Source organism: Aquitalea sp. ASV11 (genome assembly GCF_016429185.1).
GTDB lineage: Bacteria > Pseudomonadota > Gammaproteobacteria > Burkholderiales > Chromobacteriaceae > Aquitalea > Aquitalea pelogenes.
In genome coordinates, this window is the sequence record NZ_JAELUD010000082.1 from 1 (window position 1) to 15,925 (window position 15,925).

A 15,925-nucleotide genomic window follows, 5' to 3' on the forward strand; every position below is an offset into this window, starting at 1 on the left:
CCAAGTTCGGCGCATCCGTATACGTGCTGAGCAAGGATGAAGGCGGTCGTCACACCCCGTTCTTCGCTAACTACCGTCCGCAGTTCTATTTCCGTACAACCGACGTGACCGGTGCTGTAAGCCTGGCTGAAGGTGTGGAAATGGTAATGCCGGGTGACAACGTGGAAATCACCGTAGAACTGATCGCCCCGATCGCTATGGAAGAAGGTCTGCGTTTCGCGATCCGTGAAGGTGGCCGTACTGTTGGCGCCGGCGTGGTAGCAAAGATCATTGCTTGATTAATAGGTTTATAGGCCAGTAGCTCAATTGGTAGAGTATCGGTCTCCAAAACCGAGGGTTGGGGGTTCGAGACCCTCCTGGCCTGCCAATTAAGACCAGCCGGCGCTTGTGCGCCGGTTGGTCTTTTGTCGCATACGCGCAGAGAACATTCCACACATGGAAATGCAAGATAAACTCAAACTGGCTCTGGCCGGTCTGCTGGTGGTGGCCGGTGTTGTTGGCTTCTACATGATTCCCGAAGATCAGGGTGTATTGCGTGCTCTGGCATTCATTGTTGGTGTTGTGCTGGCGGCCGGTGCTGTCTGGCTGTCGACTCCGGGCAAGGAGTTCGTTGCCTACGCCAATGATTCGCTGGTTGAAGCGCGCAAGGTCGTATGGCCAACCCGCAAGGAAGCCATGCAAATGACCGGCATGGTTTTCGTCTTCGTTCTGGTGCTGGCCCTGTTCATGTGGATGGTGGATTCGGGCCTGTCCTGGTTGTTCTACGATGTAATTCTTGGTCGAGGTAGATAATGGCAAAGCGCTGGTACGTTGTGCATGCTTATTCCGGTTTTGAGAAGAGTGTGCAGAAGGCGCTGCGTGAGCGCATCGAACGTTCCGAGGTGGCAGACCTGTTCGGCCAGATCCTCGTTCCGGTAGAAGAAGTGGTGGATGTGAAGAATGGCCGCCGCTCCATTACCGAGCGCAAGTTTTTCCCCGGTTATGTTCTGGTTGAAATGGACATGACTGATGATACCTGGCACCTGGTAAAGAGTACGCCGAAGGTAACCGGTTTTGTTGGTGGTACCGCCAACCGCCCGGCGCCGATTTCCAAGAAGGAAGTCGATGCCATCATGCAGCAAATGCAAGAGGGTGTGGAGAAGCCGAAGCCGAAGGTGCTGTTCGAGGTGGGTGAAAAAGTCCGCGTCATCGACGGTCCGTTCAATGACTTCAATGGCTCCGTCGATGAAGTCAACTACGAACGTAACAAGCTGCGTGTGTCAGTACAGATCTTCGGTCGCGACACGCCGGTTGAGCTGGATTTCAGTCAGGTAGAAAAGCTGTAATTTTACTTGGCAGCTAGTTTGTAAGCGTATATACTGTTGCGCTTTCGTCCGGGAAGCGAGTGCACGCTCGCGCTATACCCATTTTAGGAGTTTTAATCGTGGCAAAGAAAATTGTCGGCTATGTAAAGCTGCAAGTGCCCGCTGGTAAGGCCAACCCGTCTCCTCCGATCGGTCCGGCACTGGGTCAGCGTGGTCTGAACATCATGGAATTCTGCAAGGCGTTCAACGCCCAGACTCAAGGCATCGAGCCGGGTCTGCCGATTCCGGTTGTGATCACTGCTTACGCAGACAAGTCCTTCACCTTCATCATGAAGACGCCCCCGGCGACCATTCTTCTGAAGAAGGCTGCTGGCATCAAGTCCGGTTCCGCCAAGCCGCATACCGACAAGGTTGGCAAGGTTAGCCGTGCTCAGCTGGAAGAAATCGCCAAGACCAAGCAGCCGGACCTGACCGCTGCTGATCTGGACGCTGCTGTTCGCACCATCGCCGGCTCCGCCCGTTCGATGGGTCTTGAAGTGGAGGGTGTGTAAATGGCCAAGATTTCCAAGCGCCTGCAAACCCTGAAGGCAACTGTTGATCGCAACAAGCTGTACGCTGTTGAAGAAGCAATTGCTCTGGTTAAGTCTGCTGCTACTGCCAAGTTTGACGAGTCGATCGATGTGGCCGTTAACCTGGGTGTTGACCCGCGTAAATCCGACCAGGTTGTACGTGGCTCCGTAGTTCTGCCGCGCGGCACCGGTAAGTCCGTACGCGTTGCTGTATTTGCTCAAGGCGCCAACGCGGAAGCCGCCAAGGCTGCCGGTGCTGAAGTTGTCGGTTTCGACGACCTGGCCGAGCAAGTAAAAGCCGGCAACCTGGACTTCGACGTTGTGATTGCCTCCCCGGATGCAATGCGCGTTGTTGGTCAGCTGGGTCAAATCCTCGGCCCGCGTGGCCTGATGCCGAACCCGAAGGTTGGTACTGTTACCCCGAACGTTGCCGAAGCAGTTAAAAACGCCAAGGCCGGTCAGGTTCAATACCGTACCGACAAAGCCGGTATTATTCACGCCACCATCGGCCGTGCTTCTTTCGAAGCCGAAGCCCTGCGTGAAAACTTTACTGCTCTGGTAGATGCCCTGGTGAAAGCCAAGCCGGCAGCTTCCAAGGGTGTGTATCTGAAAAAGATCGCCGTATCCAGCACCATGGGTATTGGCGCTCGTGTAGATACCAGCTCCGTCAGCGCTTAAGTTGATGTGAGTCCGGCAGGGTGGTTCGCCACCTTGCCGCTGGCTTTGGGCTGGCAGGCTTGCCTGCCAGATTGTCAAAGACCGTAGGAGCCGCAAGGCTTAATCGCAAGTCGCTTCCCGGTGGCCTGCATCCTGCGCAGATGGTGTACCCGAAAGTAGGCTTCTGAAGAGTTCAGGGCTCATGTAGCTCAGGGGTAGAGCACTCCCTTGGTAAGGGAGAGGTCGGCGGTTCAATTCCGCCCATGAGCACCAGTTTCCCTTCTCTATGTTGTCTCCTGATACAGGTCGCCGCTGCAAAGCGGAGCAGAAATCATTCTGCTTCATTTCAGTCTAGGAGATAGACCTTGAGTCTCAATATCGAAGATAAAAAGGCAGTCGTTGCTGCTGTAGCTGCCGAGCTGGCCGCTGCGCAGACCCTCGTCATCGCCGAATATCGGGGCATCGAGGTAAGCAGCATGACCAAGCTGCGCGCTCAGGCGCGTGAGCAAGGCGTTTACCTGCGCGTTCTGAAGAACACGCTGGTTCGCCGTGCGGTTGCTGGTACCCAATTCGAAGCGCTGGCCGAACAAATGGTTGGCCCGCTCGTTTACGGTATCTCTGCCGATCCGGTTGCTGCTGCCAAGGTGCTGCATCAATTTGCCAAGGCTGACGACAAGATCATCGTCAAGGCAGGTTCCTACAATGGCGCGGTACTGAATGCTGCTCAGGTTGCTGAGCTGGCGTCCATCCCGAGCCGCGAAGAACTGCTGTCCAAGCTCCTCTACGTTATGCAAGCTCCGGTTGCTGGCTTCGCCCGCGCCCTGGCTGCATTGGCAGAGAAGCAAGCCGAAGCCGCTTAACTTATTTGATTCTTATAGAATTCAGGAGATTTTTACATGGCAATCACCAAAGAAGACATCCTCGAAGCCGTTGCTGGCCTGACCGTTATGGAACTGAACGACCTGGTTAAGGCGTTCGAAGAGAAGTTCGGCGTTTCCGCTGCTGCCGTTGCCGTTGCTGGCCCGGCTGCTGGTGGCGCTGCTGCTGCTGAAGAAAAGACCGAGTTCGACGTTGTTCTGACCGCTGCTGGCGACAACAAGGTTAACGTGATCAAGGTTGTTCGTGCTATCACCGGCCTGGGCCTGAAGGAAGCCAAGGACATGGTTGACGGCGCTCCGAAGACCGTGAAAGAAGGCGTAGCCAAGGCTGAAGCCGAAGAAGTTCTGAAGCAACTGACCGAAGCCGGTGCCAAGGCTGAAATCAAATAATCTTCTTTGAAAAAAGAAGGTGAGGCTGGCGGAGAAATCCGCCAGCCTTATTGCGCTTGTAATTGGCCGAAACAAAGATAGTAAAAGCCAGCACTTACCGGCGTGGCTGCTGACTTTTGGTTTCTTGCGCCACTACCACCTCGATGGAGACTCTATGAGTTATTCGTTTACTGAGAAGAAGCGTATTCGTAAGAGCTTTGCGAAACGCGCCAGTGTTCTCGATGTCCCATTCCTGTTGGCGACCCAGATTGATTCTTATGCCGATTTCCTGCAACTGGGTGTACCGCTAGATCAGCGCAAGGATGCTGGTCTGCAGGCCGCGTTCAAGTCGATCTTCCCGATCCATAGCCACAATGGCTATGCCCGCCTTGATTTTGCTCACTACATTCTTGGTGAGCCGCCGTTTGACGTGCAGGAATGTCAGCTGCGTGGCATTACCTATGCTGCTCCGCTGCGCGCCCGTATCCGTCTGACCATCCTGGACAAAGAGTCGTCCAAGCCGGTGGTAAAAGAAGTGCGCGAGAATGAAGTTTACATGGGCGAAATTCCGCTCATGACCACCAATGGTTCTTTCATTATCAACGGTACCGAACGCGTTATCGTTTCCCAGCTGCACCGCTCCCCGGGCGTGTTCTTCGAGCATGACCGCGGCAAGACCCACTCCTCTGGCAAGCTGCTGTTCTCCGCCCGCGTGATTCCGTACCGCGGTTCCTGGCTGGACTTCGAGTTTGACCCGAAAGATCTGCTGTACTTCCGTATCGACCGTCGCCGCAAGATGCCGGTGACCATTTTGCTGAAGGCACTGGGTTACAGCAACGAACAAATCCTGTCCGAGTTCTACAGCTTCGACACCTTCTACCTGACCAAGTCCGGCGTGTTCATGCGCGTGGTTCCGGAGCGTCTGAAGGGCGAAGTGGCCAAGTTCGACATCGTCGCTGCCGATGGCAAGCTGATCGTGGCCAAGGACAAGCGCATCACTGCCAAGCATATCCGCGACATCCAGACCGCCCAGCTCGATCGCATCGAAGTACCGGCTGATGTCCTGCTGGGCAAGGTGCTGTCGCACAATGTCACCAATGTTGACACTGGCGAAGTACTGGCGCGCGCCAACGAAGAAATCACTGAAGAGCTGCTGGCCAAGCTGGCACTGGCCGAGATCGAACAGGTTGAAGTGCTGTTCACCAACGATCTGGATCAGGGCGCGTACATCTCGCAAACCCTGCGTACCGATGACAGCCTGGACCGCCTGCAAGCGCGCGTGGCCATCTACCGCATGATGCGTCCTGGCGAACCGCCGACCGAAGATGCGGTGGAAGCACTGTTCCAGCGCCTGTTCTTCAGCGAAGAAACCTACGATCTGTCCCGCGTAGGCCGCATGAAGTTCAGCTCGCGTACCTATCAGTACAAGTTCGATGAAAAGACTCCGGAGTGGTTCAAGTCGCTGATCGGCGAGAAATTCGCCCATCGTCGTGACGTGATGGAAGGCACGCTGTCGACTGAAGACATCGTTTCCGTCATTGCCATCCTGTGCGAACTGCGTAACGGCCGTGGCGAAGTCGATGACATCGACCATCTGGGTAACCGTCGCGTGCGTTCGGTTGGCGAACTGGCCGAAAACCAGTTCCGTGCCGGTCTGGTACGTGTTGAGCGCGCAGTGAAGGAACGCCTGAATCAGGCTGAGTCCGACAACCTGATGCCGCACGACCTGATCAACGCCAAGCCGGTGTCCGCTGCCATCAAGGAATTCTTTGGTTCCTCGCAGCTGTCCCAGTTCATGGACCAGACCAACCCGCTGTCGGAAATCACCCACAAGCGCCGTGTATCGGCCCTTGGCCCGGGCGGCCTGACCCGCGAACGTGCCGGCTTCGAGGTGCGTGACGTACACCCGACCCACTACGGCCGTGTATGCCCGATCGAAACCCCGGAAGGTCCGAACATCGGTCTGATCAACTCGCTGTCCGTGTTTGCACGTACCAACGAGTTCGGTTTCCTGGAAACCCCGTACCGCAAGGTCGTGGACAGCAAGGTGACCAACGAGATCGACTACCTGTCCGCCATCGAGGAAGGTCGTTACGTCATTGCTCAGGCCAACGCCGAGCTGGGCGAAGACGGTACCCTGGTTGACGAACTGGTAACCTGCCGTGAAAAGGGTGAAACCATTCTGGCTACCCCGGACCGCGTACAGTACATGGACGTGGCCACCGGTCAGGTTGTATCCGTTGCCGCTTCGCTGATTCCCTTCCTGGAACACGATGACGCCAACCGTGCCTTGATGGGTGCCAACATGCAGCGTCAGGCCGTACCGTGCCTGCGTCCGGAAAAACCGTTCGTCGGTACCGGTATCGAGCGTTCGGTGGCTGTTGACTCCGGTACTACCGTAGTTGCCCGTCGTGGTGGCGTGGTGGACTACGTTGATGCTGGCCGTGTCGTGGTACGCGTCAACGACGAAGAAGCCATTGCCGGTGAAGTGGGTGTGGATATCTACAACCTCACCAAGTTCACCCGTTCCAACCAGAACACCAACATCAACCAGCGTCCGGTGGTGAAGGTGGGTGACAAGATCGCCAGCGGCGACGTGGTGGCCGACGGTGCTTCCACCGACCTGGGCGAACTGGCACTGGGTCAGAACATGACCATCGCCTTCATGCCGTGGAACGGCTACAACTACGAAGACTCGATCCTGATCTCGGAAAAGCTGGTTGCTGAAGACCGCTACACCTCGATCCACATCGAAGAGCTGTCGGTTGTTTCCCGTGATACCAAGCTGGGACCGGAAGAAATCACTCGTGATATTCCGAACCTGTCCGAGCGTATGGCAGGCCGTCTGGATGAATCCGGCATCGTTTACATCGGTGCTGAAGTGGAAGCCGGTGATGTTCTGGTGGGCAAGGTAACACCGAAGGGTGAAACCCAGCTGACGCCGGAAGAAAAACTGCTGCGCGCCATCTTCGGTGAAAAAGCCTCCGACGTGAAAGACACCTCCCTGCGCGTGCCGACCGGCACCGTGGGTACCGTGATCGACGTACAGGTGTTCACCCGCGAAGGTATCGAGCGCGACAAGCGTGCCCAGTCCATCATTGATGCTGAACTGAAGCGCTACCGTCTCGACCTGAACGACCAGCTGCGCATTTTCGAAAACGACGCCTTCAGCCGTATCGAACGTCTGATCGTTGGCAAACTGGCCAACGGCGGTCCGAAGCGCCTGGCCAAGGGTACTGCCATTGATGCCGAGTACCTGGAAAGCCTGCCGGTCAAGCACGACTGGTTCGACATCCGCATGGCGGATGAAGACATCGCCAAGCAGCTGGAACTGATCAAGGAAAGCCTGGTACAGAAGCGCGAAGAATTCGACCTCAAGTTCGAAGACAAGAAGCGCAAGCTGACCCAGGGTGACGAACTGCCGCCGGGCGTACAGAAGATGGTCAAGGTTTACCTGGCTGTTAAGCGTCGTCTGCAAGCCGGTGACAAGATGGCTGGTCGTCACGGTAACAAGGGTGTGGTATCCCGCATTCTGCCGATCGAAGACATGCCTTACATGGGCGACGGTCGTCCGGTAGACATCGTGCTGAACCCGCTGGGCGTACCGTCGCGTATGAACATCGGTCAGATTCTGGAAGTGCATCTGGGTTGGGCTGCCAAGGGTATTGGCGAGCGCATCGACCGCATGATCAAGCAACAGCAGGACGTTGCCGAACTGCGCGGCTACCTGGAGCGCATCTATAACGAAACCGGTAAGTCCGAAGACCTCGCCAGCCTGTCCGATGCCGAGATCCTGGATCTGGCAGACAACCTGCGCAAGGGCATGCCGTTTGCCACGCCGGTATTCGACGGTGCCAAGGAAACCGAGATCAAGCACATGCTGGATCTGGCTTACCCGAGCGGCGACGAACTGACCGAGAAGATGGGCTTTAACGAGTCCAAAACCCAGATGACCCTGTACGATGGCCGCTCCGGCGAAGCCTTCGACCGCAAGGTTACCGTGGGTGTGATGCACTACCTGAAACTGCATCACCTGGTTGATGACAAGATGCACGCCCGTTCCACCGGCCCGTACTCCCTGGTTACCCAGCAACCGCTGGGTGGTAAGGCGCAGTTCGGTGGCCAGCGTTTCGGTGAGATGGAAGTGTGGGCGCTGGAAGCATACGGCGCCGCCTACACTCTGCAGGAAATGCTGACGGTGAAGTCCGACGATGTCACCGGTCGTACCAAAGTTTACGAAAACATCGTCAAGGGCGAACACAAGATCGACGCCGGCATGCCGGAATCCTTCAATGTATTGGTGAAGGAAATCCGCTCGCTCGGCCTGGATATCGACCTGGAACGTTATTGATTGGGTGAGAAGGCGCGGCATCATGCCGCGCCTCCTGTCCCCTGACTGGAGACGCAATGAAAGCTCTGCTCGACCTCTTTAAGCAAGTAACGCAAGAAGAAGAGTTTGATGCGATTAAAATCGGCATCGCTTCGCCCGACAAGATCCGTTCCTGGTCTTATGGTGAAGTCAAAAAGCCGGAAACCATCAACTATCGTACCTTCAAGCCGGAACGTGACGGCCTGTTCTGCGCCCGTATCTTCGGGCCGGTAAAAGACTACGAATGCCTGTGCGGCAAATACAAGCGCCTGAAGCATCGTGGCGTCATCTGCGAGAAGTGTGGCGTTGAAGTCACCCTGTCCAAGGTGCGTCGCGAACGCATGGGCCACATCGAACTGGCCAGCCCGACTGCGCACATCTGGTTCCTGAAGAGCCTGCCGTCCCGTCTGGGCATGGTGCTTGACATGACCCTGCGCGACATCGAACGCGTACTGTACTTCGAAGCATTCGTCGTGACCGATCCGGGCATGACTCCGCTGCAATACCGTCAGCTGCTGACCGAAGAAGACTTCCTGGACAAGGAAGACCAGTACGGCGAAGAATTCGTCGCCATGATGGGTGCCGAAGCCGTACGCGAACTCTTGAAGCGTCTGAATCTGGACACCGAGATCGAGACCCTGCGTCGCGAACTGGAAGCCACCAATTCCGACACCAAGATCAAGAAGATCGCCAAGCGTCTGAAAGTACTGGAAGCCTTCCAGCGCTCCGGCATGAAGCCGGAATGGATGATTCTGGAAGTACTGCCGGTACTGCCGCCGGAACTGCGTCCGCTGGTACCGCTGGATGGTGGCCGTTTCGCCACTTCCGACCTGAACGACCTGTATCGCCGCGTCATCAACCGTAACAACCGTCTGAAGCGCCTGCTGGAACTGCGCGCACCGGACATCATCGTGCGTAACGAAAAGCGCATGCTGCAGGAATCGGTTGACTCGTTGCTGGACAATGGTCGTCGCGGCAAGGCCATGACCGGCGCCAACAAGCGTCCGCTGAAGTCGCTGGCCGACATGATCAAGGGTAAGGGCGGTCGCTTCCGTCAGAACTTGCTGGGTAAGCGTGTTGACTACTCCGGCCGTTCCGTGATTACCGTGGGCCCGACCCTGCGTCTGCATCAGTGCGGTCTGCCGAAGAAAATGGCGCTGGAGCTGTTCAAGCCCTTCATCTTCCACAAGCTGGAAGTCATGGGCCTGGCCTCCACCATCAAGGCAGCCAAGAAGCTGGTAGAGCAGGAAGTGCCGGAAGTATGGGACATCCTGGAAGACGTGATCCGCGAACATCCGGTTCTCTTGAACCGTGCGCCGACCCTGCACCGTCTGGGTATCCAGGCGTTCGAGCCGGTACTGATCGAAGGCAAGGCCATCCAGCTGCATCCGCTGGTCTGCGCGGCATTCAACGCCGACTTTGACGGTGACCAGATGGCCGTTCACGTGCCGCTGTCGCTGGAAGCGCAGATGGAAGCCCGCACCCTGATGCTGGCCACCAACAACGTGCTGTCCCCGGCCAACGGCGACCCGATCATCGTACCGTCCCAGGATATCGTGCTGGGTCTGTACTACATGACCCGCGACAAGGTAAACGGCAAGGGTGAAGGCATGGTATTTGCCGACACCAAGGAAGTGCACCGCGCTTACGAAACCCGTCAGGTTGAACTGGCTACCCGCATTACCGTTCGTCTGAAAGAATGGGAAAAGGACGAGCAAGGTGAATTCCAGCCGGTGATCAAGCGTTACGAGACCACCGTTGGTCGTGCCATCCTGTCGGATATCCTGCCGAAGGGCCTGCCGTTCGAGCACATCAACAAGGCGCTGAAGAAGAAGGAAATCTCCAAGCTGATCAACGTATCGTTCCGCCGTTGCGGCATCCGCGATACCGTGATCTTCGCCGACCAGTTGATGTACACCGGTTTTGCCTACTCCACCCGTGGCGGTATCTCCATTTGCGTGGACGACATGCAAATCCCGGGCAAGAAGGTCGAGCTGCTGGGCGAAGCCCAGAAGGAAGTCAAGGAAATCGAAGAACAGTACCGTCAAGGTCTGGTTACTCAGGGCGAACGCTACAACAAGGTAGTGGACATCTGGGGTCGTACCGGCGACAAGATCGCCAAGGCCATGATGGATGAGCTGTCCAAGCAGAAGGTGCTGGACCGCGAAGGCAAGGAAGTCGATCAGGAATCCTTCAACTCCATTTACATGATGGCCGACTCTGGTGCGCGGGGTTCCGCAGCGCAGATCAAGCAGCTGGCCGGTATGCGGGGTCTGATGGCCAAGCCGGACGGCTCGATTATCGAAACGCCGATTACCGCCAACTTCCGTGAAGGTCTGACGGTTCTGCAGTACTTCATCTCCACTCACGGTGCCCGTAAGGGTCTGGCGGATACGGCCTTGAAGACTGCTAACTCCGGTTACCTGACCCGTCGTCTGGTAGACGTGACGCAGGATCTGGTGGTGATCGAAGATGATTGCGGCACCAGCAACGGCTTCACCATGAAGGCGGTCCTGCAGGGCGGTGACGTGATCGAAGCGCTGCGTGACCGTATTCTGGGTCGTGTTACCGCTGTTGACGTGGTGGATCCGTCGACTGGTGAAACCGTTCTGGAAGCTGGCACCCTGCTGGACGAACACATGGTTGACGTCATCGACAGCCTGGGTATCGACGAAGTCAAGGTTCGCACTGCCATCACTTGCGACACCCGTTATGGTCTGTGCGCCAAGTGCTACGGTCGCGACCTGGCACGCGGCAAGCGCGTGAACGCCGGTGAAGCAGTCGGTGTGATTGCCGCCCAGTCGATTGGTGAGCCGGGTACCCAGCTGACCATGCGTACCTTCCACATTGGTGGTGCCGCGTCCCGAAATGCCGCAGCCAGCCAGGTTGAAGGTAAGTCGAACGGTACCGTACGCTTCTCCAGCCAGATGCGTTATGTTGCCAACACCAAGGGCGAGCTGATTGTCATCACCCGTTCCGGTGAAGTGGTGATCCATGACGACATGGGCCGTGAGCGCGAACGCCACAAAGTACCGTATGGCGCCACCCTGATGGTGACCGACGGTCTGGTGATCAAGGCTGGTGCAGTCCTGGCGACCTGGGACCCGCACACCCGTCCGATCATCACCGAGTACGCTGGCCGCGTGAAGTTTGAAAACGTGGAAGAGGGCAACACCGTTGCCAAGCAGACCGACGAAGTGACCGGTCTGTCCACCCTGGTGGTTATCGATCCGAAGCGTCGTGCCGGTTCGCAGTCCAAGATGCTGCGTCCGCTGGTGAAGCTGCTGGACGAAAATGGTCTGGAAGTGAAACTGGCAGGTTCGGATGCTTCGGTATCCATCACCTTCCAGGTAGGCGCCATCATTACCGTGCGTGACGGTCAGGAAGTGGGCAAGGGTGAAGTGCTGGCCCGTATCCCGCAGGAATCCTCCAAGACCCGTGACATTACCGGTGGTCTGCCGCGTGTGGCCGAGCTGTTCGAAGCGCGTTCGCCGAAAGATGCCGGCATGCTGGCCGAGGTGACCGGTACTGTTTCCTTCGGTAAGGACACCAAGGGCAAGCAGCGTCTGATCATCACCGATCTGGAAGGTAACGGTTACGAAAACCTGATCCCGAAAGACAAGCACGTACTGGTGCATGATGGTCAGGTCGTCAACCGTGGTGAACTGATCGTCGACGGTCCGGTTGACCCGCACGACATCCTGCGTCTGCAAGGTATCGAAGCGCTGGCACGTTACATCGTCCAGGAAGTTCAGGAAGTGTACCGTCTGCAAGGTGTGAAGATTAACGACAAGCACATCGAAGTGATCATTCGCCAGATGCTGCGTCGTGTCATCATCTCCGACAGCGGTGACACCGAGTTCATCCAGGGTGAACAGGTTGAACGTGCGGACGTTCTGGAAATGAACGACCAGATGCTGGCCGAAGGCAAGGAACCCGCTCAGTACGAAAACATCCTGCTGGGTATTACCAAGGCTTCCCTGTCCACCGACTCCTTCATCTCGGCGGCTTCCTTCCAGGAAACCACCCGCGTGCTGACCGAAGCGGCCATCATGGGCAAGAAGGACGATCTGCGCGGTCTGAAGGAAAACGTGATCGTGGGTCGCCTGATTCCGGCCGGTACCGGTCTGGCCTACCATCGTACCCGTCGCCGCCAGGGGCAAGGTCTGGATATCTCCCAGTCCCAGTTGCTGGATGAGCAACAGGTCGATGAAGTGGAAAACAACAGCTAAGCATCACAAACCGGCTGTTTGTTGAAAAAACGCCGCGCTACCAGCAGCAGATGCTGGGGCGCGGCGTTTTTCAATTGACGGTAAGTATTTGACTAAAATATAATCCTCCGTCCTTCTGGAGGCGTGTTGTCTGCAGAATGAATCAACTAGGAACTGATAGTAATGCCAACCATTAACCAACTCGTTCGCAAGGGCCGTGCGGTCCTGACCGTGAACAGCAAGGTGCCTGCGCTGGAAGCCTGCCCGCAGAAGCGTGGCGTGTGCACCCGTGTTTACACCACTACCCCGAAAAAGCCGAACTCCGCGCTGCGTAAAGTATGCAAGGTTCGTCTGACCAACGGCTTCGAAGTGATTTCCTACATCGGTGGTGAAGGCCACAACCTGCAGGAACACTCCGTAGTACTGATCCGTGGCGGTCGTGTAAAAGACTTGCCGGGTGTGCGTTACCACACCGTACGCGGCTCCCTGGACACCGCAGGTGTTAAGGACCGTAAACAGTCCCGTTCCAAATACGGTGCTAAGCGTCCTAAATAATTGGGATGTACTGGCGGCGGCCTGAGGTCGTCGAGTAAGTGACTGCTTTGATATGGGTGGTCATGAGCCCAAGCTCAACTGAATAACGAAGGAAGTAACATGCCAAGACGCAGAGAAGTCCCCAAGCGCGAGATTCTGCCGGATCCGAAGTTCGGTTCCCAAGATCTGTCCAAGTTCATGAACGTAGTGATGATCGACGGCAAGAAAGCCGTTGCAGAACGCATCATCTACGGCGCACTGGAACAGATTGAAAAGAAAACCGGCAAGAGCGCACTGGAAGTGTTCAACGCAGCACTGTCCAATGCCAAGCCGATCGTAGAAGTAAAAAGCCGCCGTGTAGGTGGTGCAAACTATCAAGTTCCTGTTGAAGTTCGTCCGTCCCGTCGTATGGCCCTGGCCATGCGCTGGCTGCGTGATGCTGCGCGTAAGCGTGGCGAAAAGTCCATGGACCTGCGCCTTGCCGGTGAGCTGATCGACGCTGCCGAAGGTCGTGGCGGCGCCATGAAGAAGCGTGACGAAGTGCATCGTATGGCAGAAGCCAACAAGGCCTTCTCTCACTTCCGCTTCTAAGCTCAACCACACAATAAGGTGTAGATCGTGGCTAGAAAGACCCCCATCGAGCGCTACCGTAATATCGGTATTTCCGCTCACATTGACGCCGGTAAGACCACTACTACCGAGCGTATTCTGTTTTACACCGGTGTTAACCACAAGATCGGTGAAGTGCATGATGGCGCCGCCACCATGGACTGGATGGAACAGGAACAGGAGCGTGGTATCACCATCACCTCCGCTGCTACCACTACCTTCTGGAAAGGTATGGGCATGCAGTTCCCGGAACATCGTTTCAACATCATCGATACCCCGGGACACGTGGACTTTACCATTGAGGTAGAGCGTTCCATGCGTGTACTGGACGGTGCCGTAATGGTTTACTGCGCTGTGGGTGGTGTTCAGCCGCAGTCCGAAACCGTATGGCGTCAGGCCAACAAGTACAAGGTTCCGCGTATTGCCTTCGTGAACAAGATGGACCGTCAGGGTGCCAACTTCTTCCGTGCCGTAGAACAGGTGAAAACCCGTCTGCGTGGCAATCCGGTACCTATCGTTGTACCGATCGGTGCTGAAGATGGCTTCGAAGGCGTGGTTGACCTGCTGAAGATGAAGGCCATCATCTGGGATGAGGCTTCCCAGGGCATGAAGTTTGAATACGGCGAAATCCCGGCTGACCTGGTTTCCGTTGCTGAAGAGTGGCGCGAGAAAATGGTTGAAGCCGCTGCCGAAGTCAGCGACGAAATGATGGACAAGTACCTGGGCGGCGAAACGCTGACCGAGGAAGAAATCGTTGCTGGTCTGCGTGCACGTACCCTGCGTTGCGAAATCCAGCCGATGCTGTGTGGTTCCGCGTTCAAGAACAAGGGTGTACAGCGCATGCTGGACGCCGTGATCGAACTGCTGCCGTCGCCGACTGAAGTTCCGGCGATCAAGGGTGAAGTCGACGGTGTTGAAGCCGAGCGTCACGCTTCGGATGATGAGCCGTTCTCCGCGCTGGCATTCAAGCTGATGAACGACCCGTACGTAGGTCAGCTGACCTTCTTCCGCGTTTACTCTGGCGTGGTTCAATCCGGTGATACCGTAATGAACTCCGTGAAGGGCAAGAAGGAACGTATCGGCCGTATCGTACAGATGCACGCCAACGACCGTAAGGAAATCGAAGAAGTACGCGCTGGTGACATCGCTGCTGCTATCGGCCTGAAGGAAGTGACCACTGGTGAAACCCTGTGTTCCGTTGATGCACCGATCGTGCTGGAGCGCATGGAATTCCCGGATCCGGTTATTCACGTTGCCGTTGAGCCGAAGACCAAGGCCGACCAGGAAAAGATGGGCGTTGCCCTGAACCGTCTGGCCAAGGAAGACCCGTCCTTCCGCGTACGCACTGACGAAGAATCCGGCCAGACCATCATTTCCGGTATGGGTGAACTGCACCTGGAAATTCTGGTTGACCGCATGAAGCGTGAGTTCGGCGTTGAAGCCAATGTCGGTGCTCCGCAGGTTGCTTACCGCGAAACCATTACCAAGACTGTTACCGACGTGCAAGGTAAGCACGCCAAGCAGTCTGGCGGTAAGGGTCAGTACGGTGATTGTACGATTACCCTGGAGCCGTCCGGCGAAGGTAATGGCTACAAGTTCATCGACGAGATCAAGGGTGGCGTGATTCCGCGTGAATTCATTCCTTCCGTTGACAAGGGTATCCGCAACTCGCTGAACAACGGCATTCTGGCAGGCTTCCCGGTGGTTGACGTAACCGTACGTCTGACCTTCGGTTCCTACCATGACGTTGACTCCTCGCAGATCGCCTTCGAACTGGCCGGTTCCATCGCCTTCAAGGAAGCCATGCGCCGTGCCGGCCCGTGCATCCTCGAACCGATGATGGCTGTTGAAGTTGAAACGCCGGAAGAGTATATGGGCGACGTGATGGGCGACCTGAACCGTCGTCGCGGCATCGTGCAAGGTATGGACGATGACGGTCTGGGTGGCAAGAAGATCAAGGCCGAAGTACCGCTGGCCGAGATGTTCGGTTACTCCACCGACCTGCGTTCCGCTACCCAGGGTCGTGCTACCTACTCCATGGAGTTCAAGCACTACTCTGAAGCACCGAAGCATATCGCTGAAGCCGTAATGGCCGCCAAGAAGTAATGCGCGCTGAAGTTGGCCGGCTCTGGCTGGCCAACTCTGATCTAATGTTCTTTAATTAAGGATTTTTGCAAAATGGCAAAAGAAAAGTTTGAGCGGACCAAACCGCACGTAAACGTCGGCACCATCGGTCACGTTGACCATGGTAAGACCACCCTGACCGCAGCGATCACCACCATTCTGTCCAAGAAGTTCGGTGGCGAAGCCAAGGACTACTCCCAGATCGACAGCGCGCCGGAAGAAAAGGCACGTGGTATTACCATTAATACCGCACACGTAGAATACGAAACCGAGTCCCGTCACTACGCTCACGTAGACTGCC

General features: G+C 56.5%; 12 protein-coding genes, 2 tRNA genes and 1 pseudogene. All 15 read left to right on the plus strand.

Going from position 1 to position 15,925, the window contains the following annotated elements; genetic code table 11:
• Window positions 1-278: pseudogene (tuf, locus tag JHD62_RS18750) on the plus strand (elongation factor Tu); the annotation flags it as partial.
• Between the two features lie 13 nt (window positions 279-291).
• Window positions 292-367: transfer RNA gene (locus JHD62_RS18755), tRNA-Trp, on the plus strand.
• A gap of 68 nt (window positions 368-435) precedes the next feature.
• The gene (gene secE / locus JHD62_RS18760) at window positions 436-792 is read left to right on the plus strand and encodes a preprotein translocase subunit SecE (protein ID WP_082086642.1); all 357 of its coding nucleotides are present in this window, start codon (window positions 436-438) and stop codon (window positions 790-792) included.
• Window positions 792-1,325, plus strand: coding sequence for a transcription termination/antitermination protein NusG (gene nusG / locus JHD62_RS18765; RefSeq protein ID WP_045848775.1), 534 nt, complete (start codon window positions 792-794; stop codon window positions 1,323-1,325). Before secE ends, nusG begins: the two co-directional genes overlap by 1 nt.
• A 98-nt stretch (window positions 1,326-1,423) precedes the next feature.
• Window positions 1,424-1,855 carry a 50S ribosomal protein L11 gene (rplK, locus tag JHD62_RS18770; RefSeq protein ID WP_059287632.1) on the plus strand — a complete coding sequence of 144 codons (432 nt, stop codon included), beginning with the start codon at window positions 1,424-1,426 and terminating at the stop codon, window positions 1,853-1,855.
• Window positions 1,856-2,551, plus strand: a complete 696-nt coding sequence (gene rplA, locus JHD62_RS18775; RefSeq protein WP_045848777.1) for a 50S ribosomal protein L1 — start codon at window positions 1,856-1,858, stop codon at window positions 2,549-2,551.
• Between the two features lie 177 nt (window positions 2,552-2,728).
• Window positions 2,729-2,803 (plus strand) — tRNA-Thr (locus JHD62_RS18780).
• Window positions 2,804-2,895: 92 nt separating this feature from the next.
• On the plus strand, window positions 2,896-3,390 hold the full coding sequence (rplJ, locus tag JHD62_RS18785; RefSeq protein ID WP_045848778.1) for a 50S ribosomal protein L10: 495 nt from the start codon (window positions 2,896-2,898) through the stop codon (window positions 3,388-3,390).
• A 36-nt stretch (window positions 3,391-3,426) separates the two neighbouring features.
• Complete coding sequence (gene rplL / locus JHD62_RS18790) at window positions 3,427-3,798, plus strand: 50S ribosomal protein L7/L12 (RefSeq protein ID WP_045848779.1); 372 nt, start codon at window positions 3,427-3,429, stop codon at window positions 3,796-3,798.
• Between the two features lie 154 nt (window positions 3,799-3,952).
• On the plus strand, window positions 3,953-8,128 hold the full coding sequence (rpoB, locus tag JHD62_RS18795; RefSeq protein ID WP_045848780.1) for a DNA-directed RNA polymerase subunit beta: 4,176 nt from the start codon (window positions 3,953-3,955) through the stop codon (window positions 8,126-8,128).
• Window positions 8,129-8,184: 56 nt separating this feature from the next.
• On the plus strand, window positions 8,185-12,378 hold the full coding sequence (rpoC, locus tag JHD62_RS18800; RefSeq protein WP_045848781.1) for a DNA-directed RNA polymerase subunit beta': 4,194 nt from the start codon (window positions 8,185-8,187) through the stop codon (window positions 12,376-12,378).
• A gap of 162 nt (window positions 12,379-12,540) precedes the next feature.
• Window positions 12,541-12,912, plus strand: coding sequence for a 30S ribosomal protein S12 (rpsL, locus tag JHD62_RS18805; RefSeq protein WP_045848782.1), 372 nt, complete (start codon window positions 12,541-12,543; stop codon window positions 12,910-12,912).
• Between the two features lie 99 nt (window positions 12,913-13,011).
• Window positions 13,012-13,482, plus strand: a complete 471-nt coding sequence (gene rpsG / locus JHD62_RS18810; RefSeq protein WP_045848783.1) for a 30S ribosomal protein S7 — start codon at window positions 13,012-13,014, stop codon at window positions 13,480-13,482.
• A gap of 27 nt (window positions 13,483-13,509) precedes the next feature.
• Window positions 13,510-15,606: an elongation factor G gene (gene fusA / locus JHD62_RS18815; RefSeq protein ID WP_045848784.1), complete on the plus strand. Its 2,097-nt coding sequence runs from the start codon at window positions 13,510-13,512 to the stop codon at window positions 15,604-15,606.
• Between the two features lie 72 nt (window positions 15,607-15,678).
• Window positions 15,679-15,925: GTP-binding protein (locus tag JHD62_RS18820; protein ID WP_233161093.1), on the plus strand; the 247-nt coding region annotated here is incomplete at its 3' end.

Excerpts from the sequence above, each read along its gene's own strand:
- rplA (WP_045848777.1), top strand. The coding sequence starts at position 1,856 with ATGGCCAAGATTTCCAAGCGCCTGCAAACCCTGAAGGCAACTGTTGAT.
- rpoC (WP_045848781.1), top strand. The coding sequence starts at position 8,185 with ATGAAAGCTCTGCTCGACCTCTTTAAGCAAGTAACGCAAGAAGAAGAG.
- nusG (WP_045848775.1), top strand. The coding sequence starts at position 792 with ATGGCAAAGCGCTGGTACGTTGTGCATGCTTATTCCGGTTTTGAGAAG.
- secE (WP_082086642.1), top strand. The coding sequence starts at position 436 with ATGGAAATGCAAGATAAACTCAAACTGGCTCTGGCCGGTCTGCTGGTG.
- rpsG (WP_045848783.1), top strand. The coding sequence starts at position 13,012 with ATGCCAAGACGCAGAGAAGTCCCCAAGCGCGAGATTCTGCCGGATCCG.
- rpsL (WP_045848782.1), top strand. The coding sequence starts at position 12,541 with ATGCCAACCATTAACCAACTCGTTCGCAAGGGCCGTGCGGTCCTGACC.
- rplL (WP_045848779.1), top strand. The coding sequence starts at position 3,427 with ATGGCAATCACCAAAGAAGACATCCTCGAAGCCGTTGCTGGCCTGACC.
- rpoB (WP_045848780.1), top strand. The coding sequence starts at position 3,953 with ATGAGTTATTCGTTTACTGAGAAGAAGCGTATTCGTAAGAGCTTTGCG.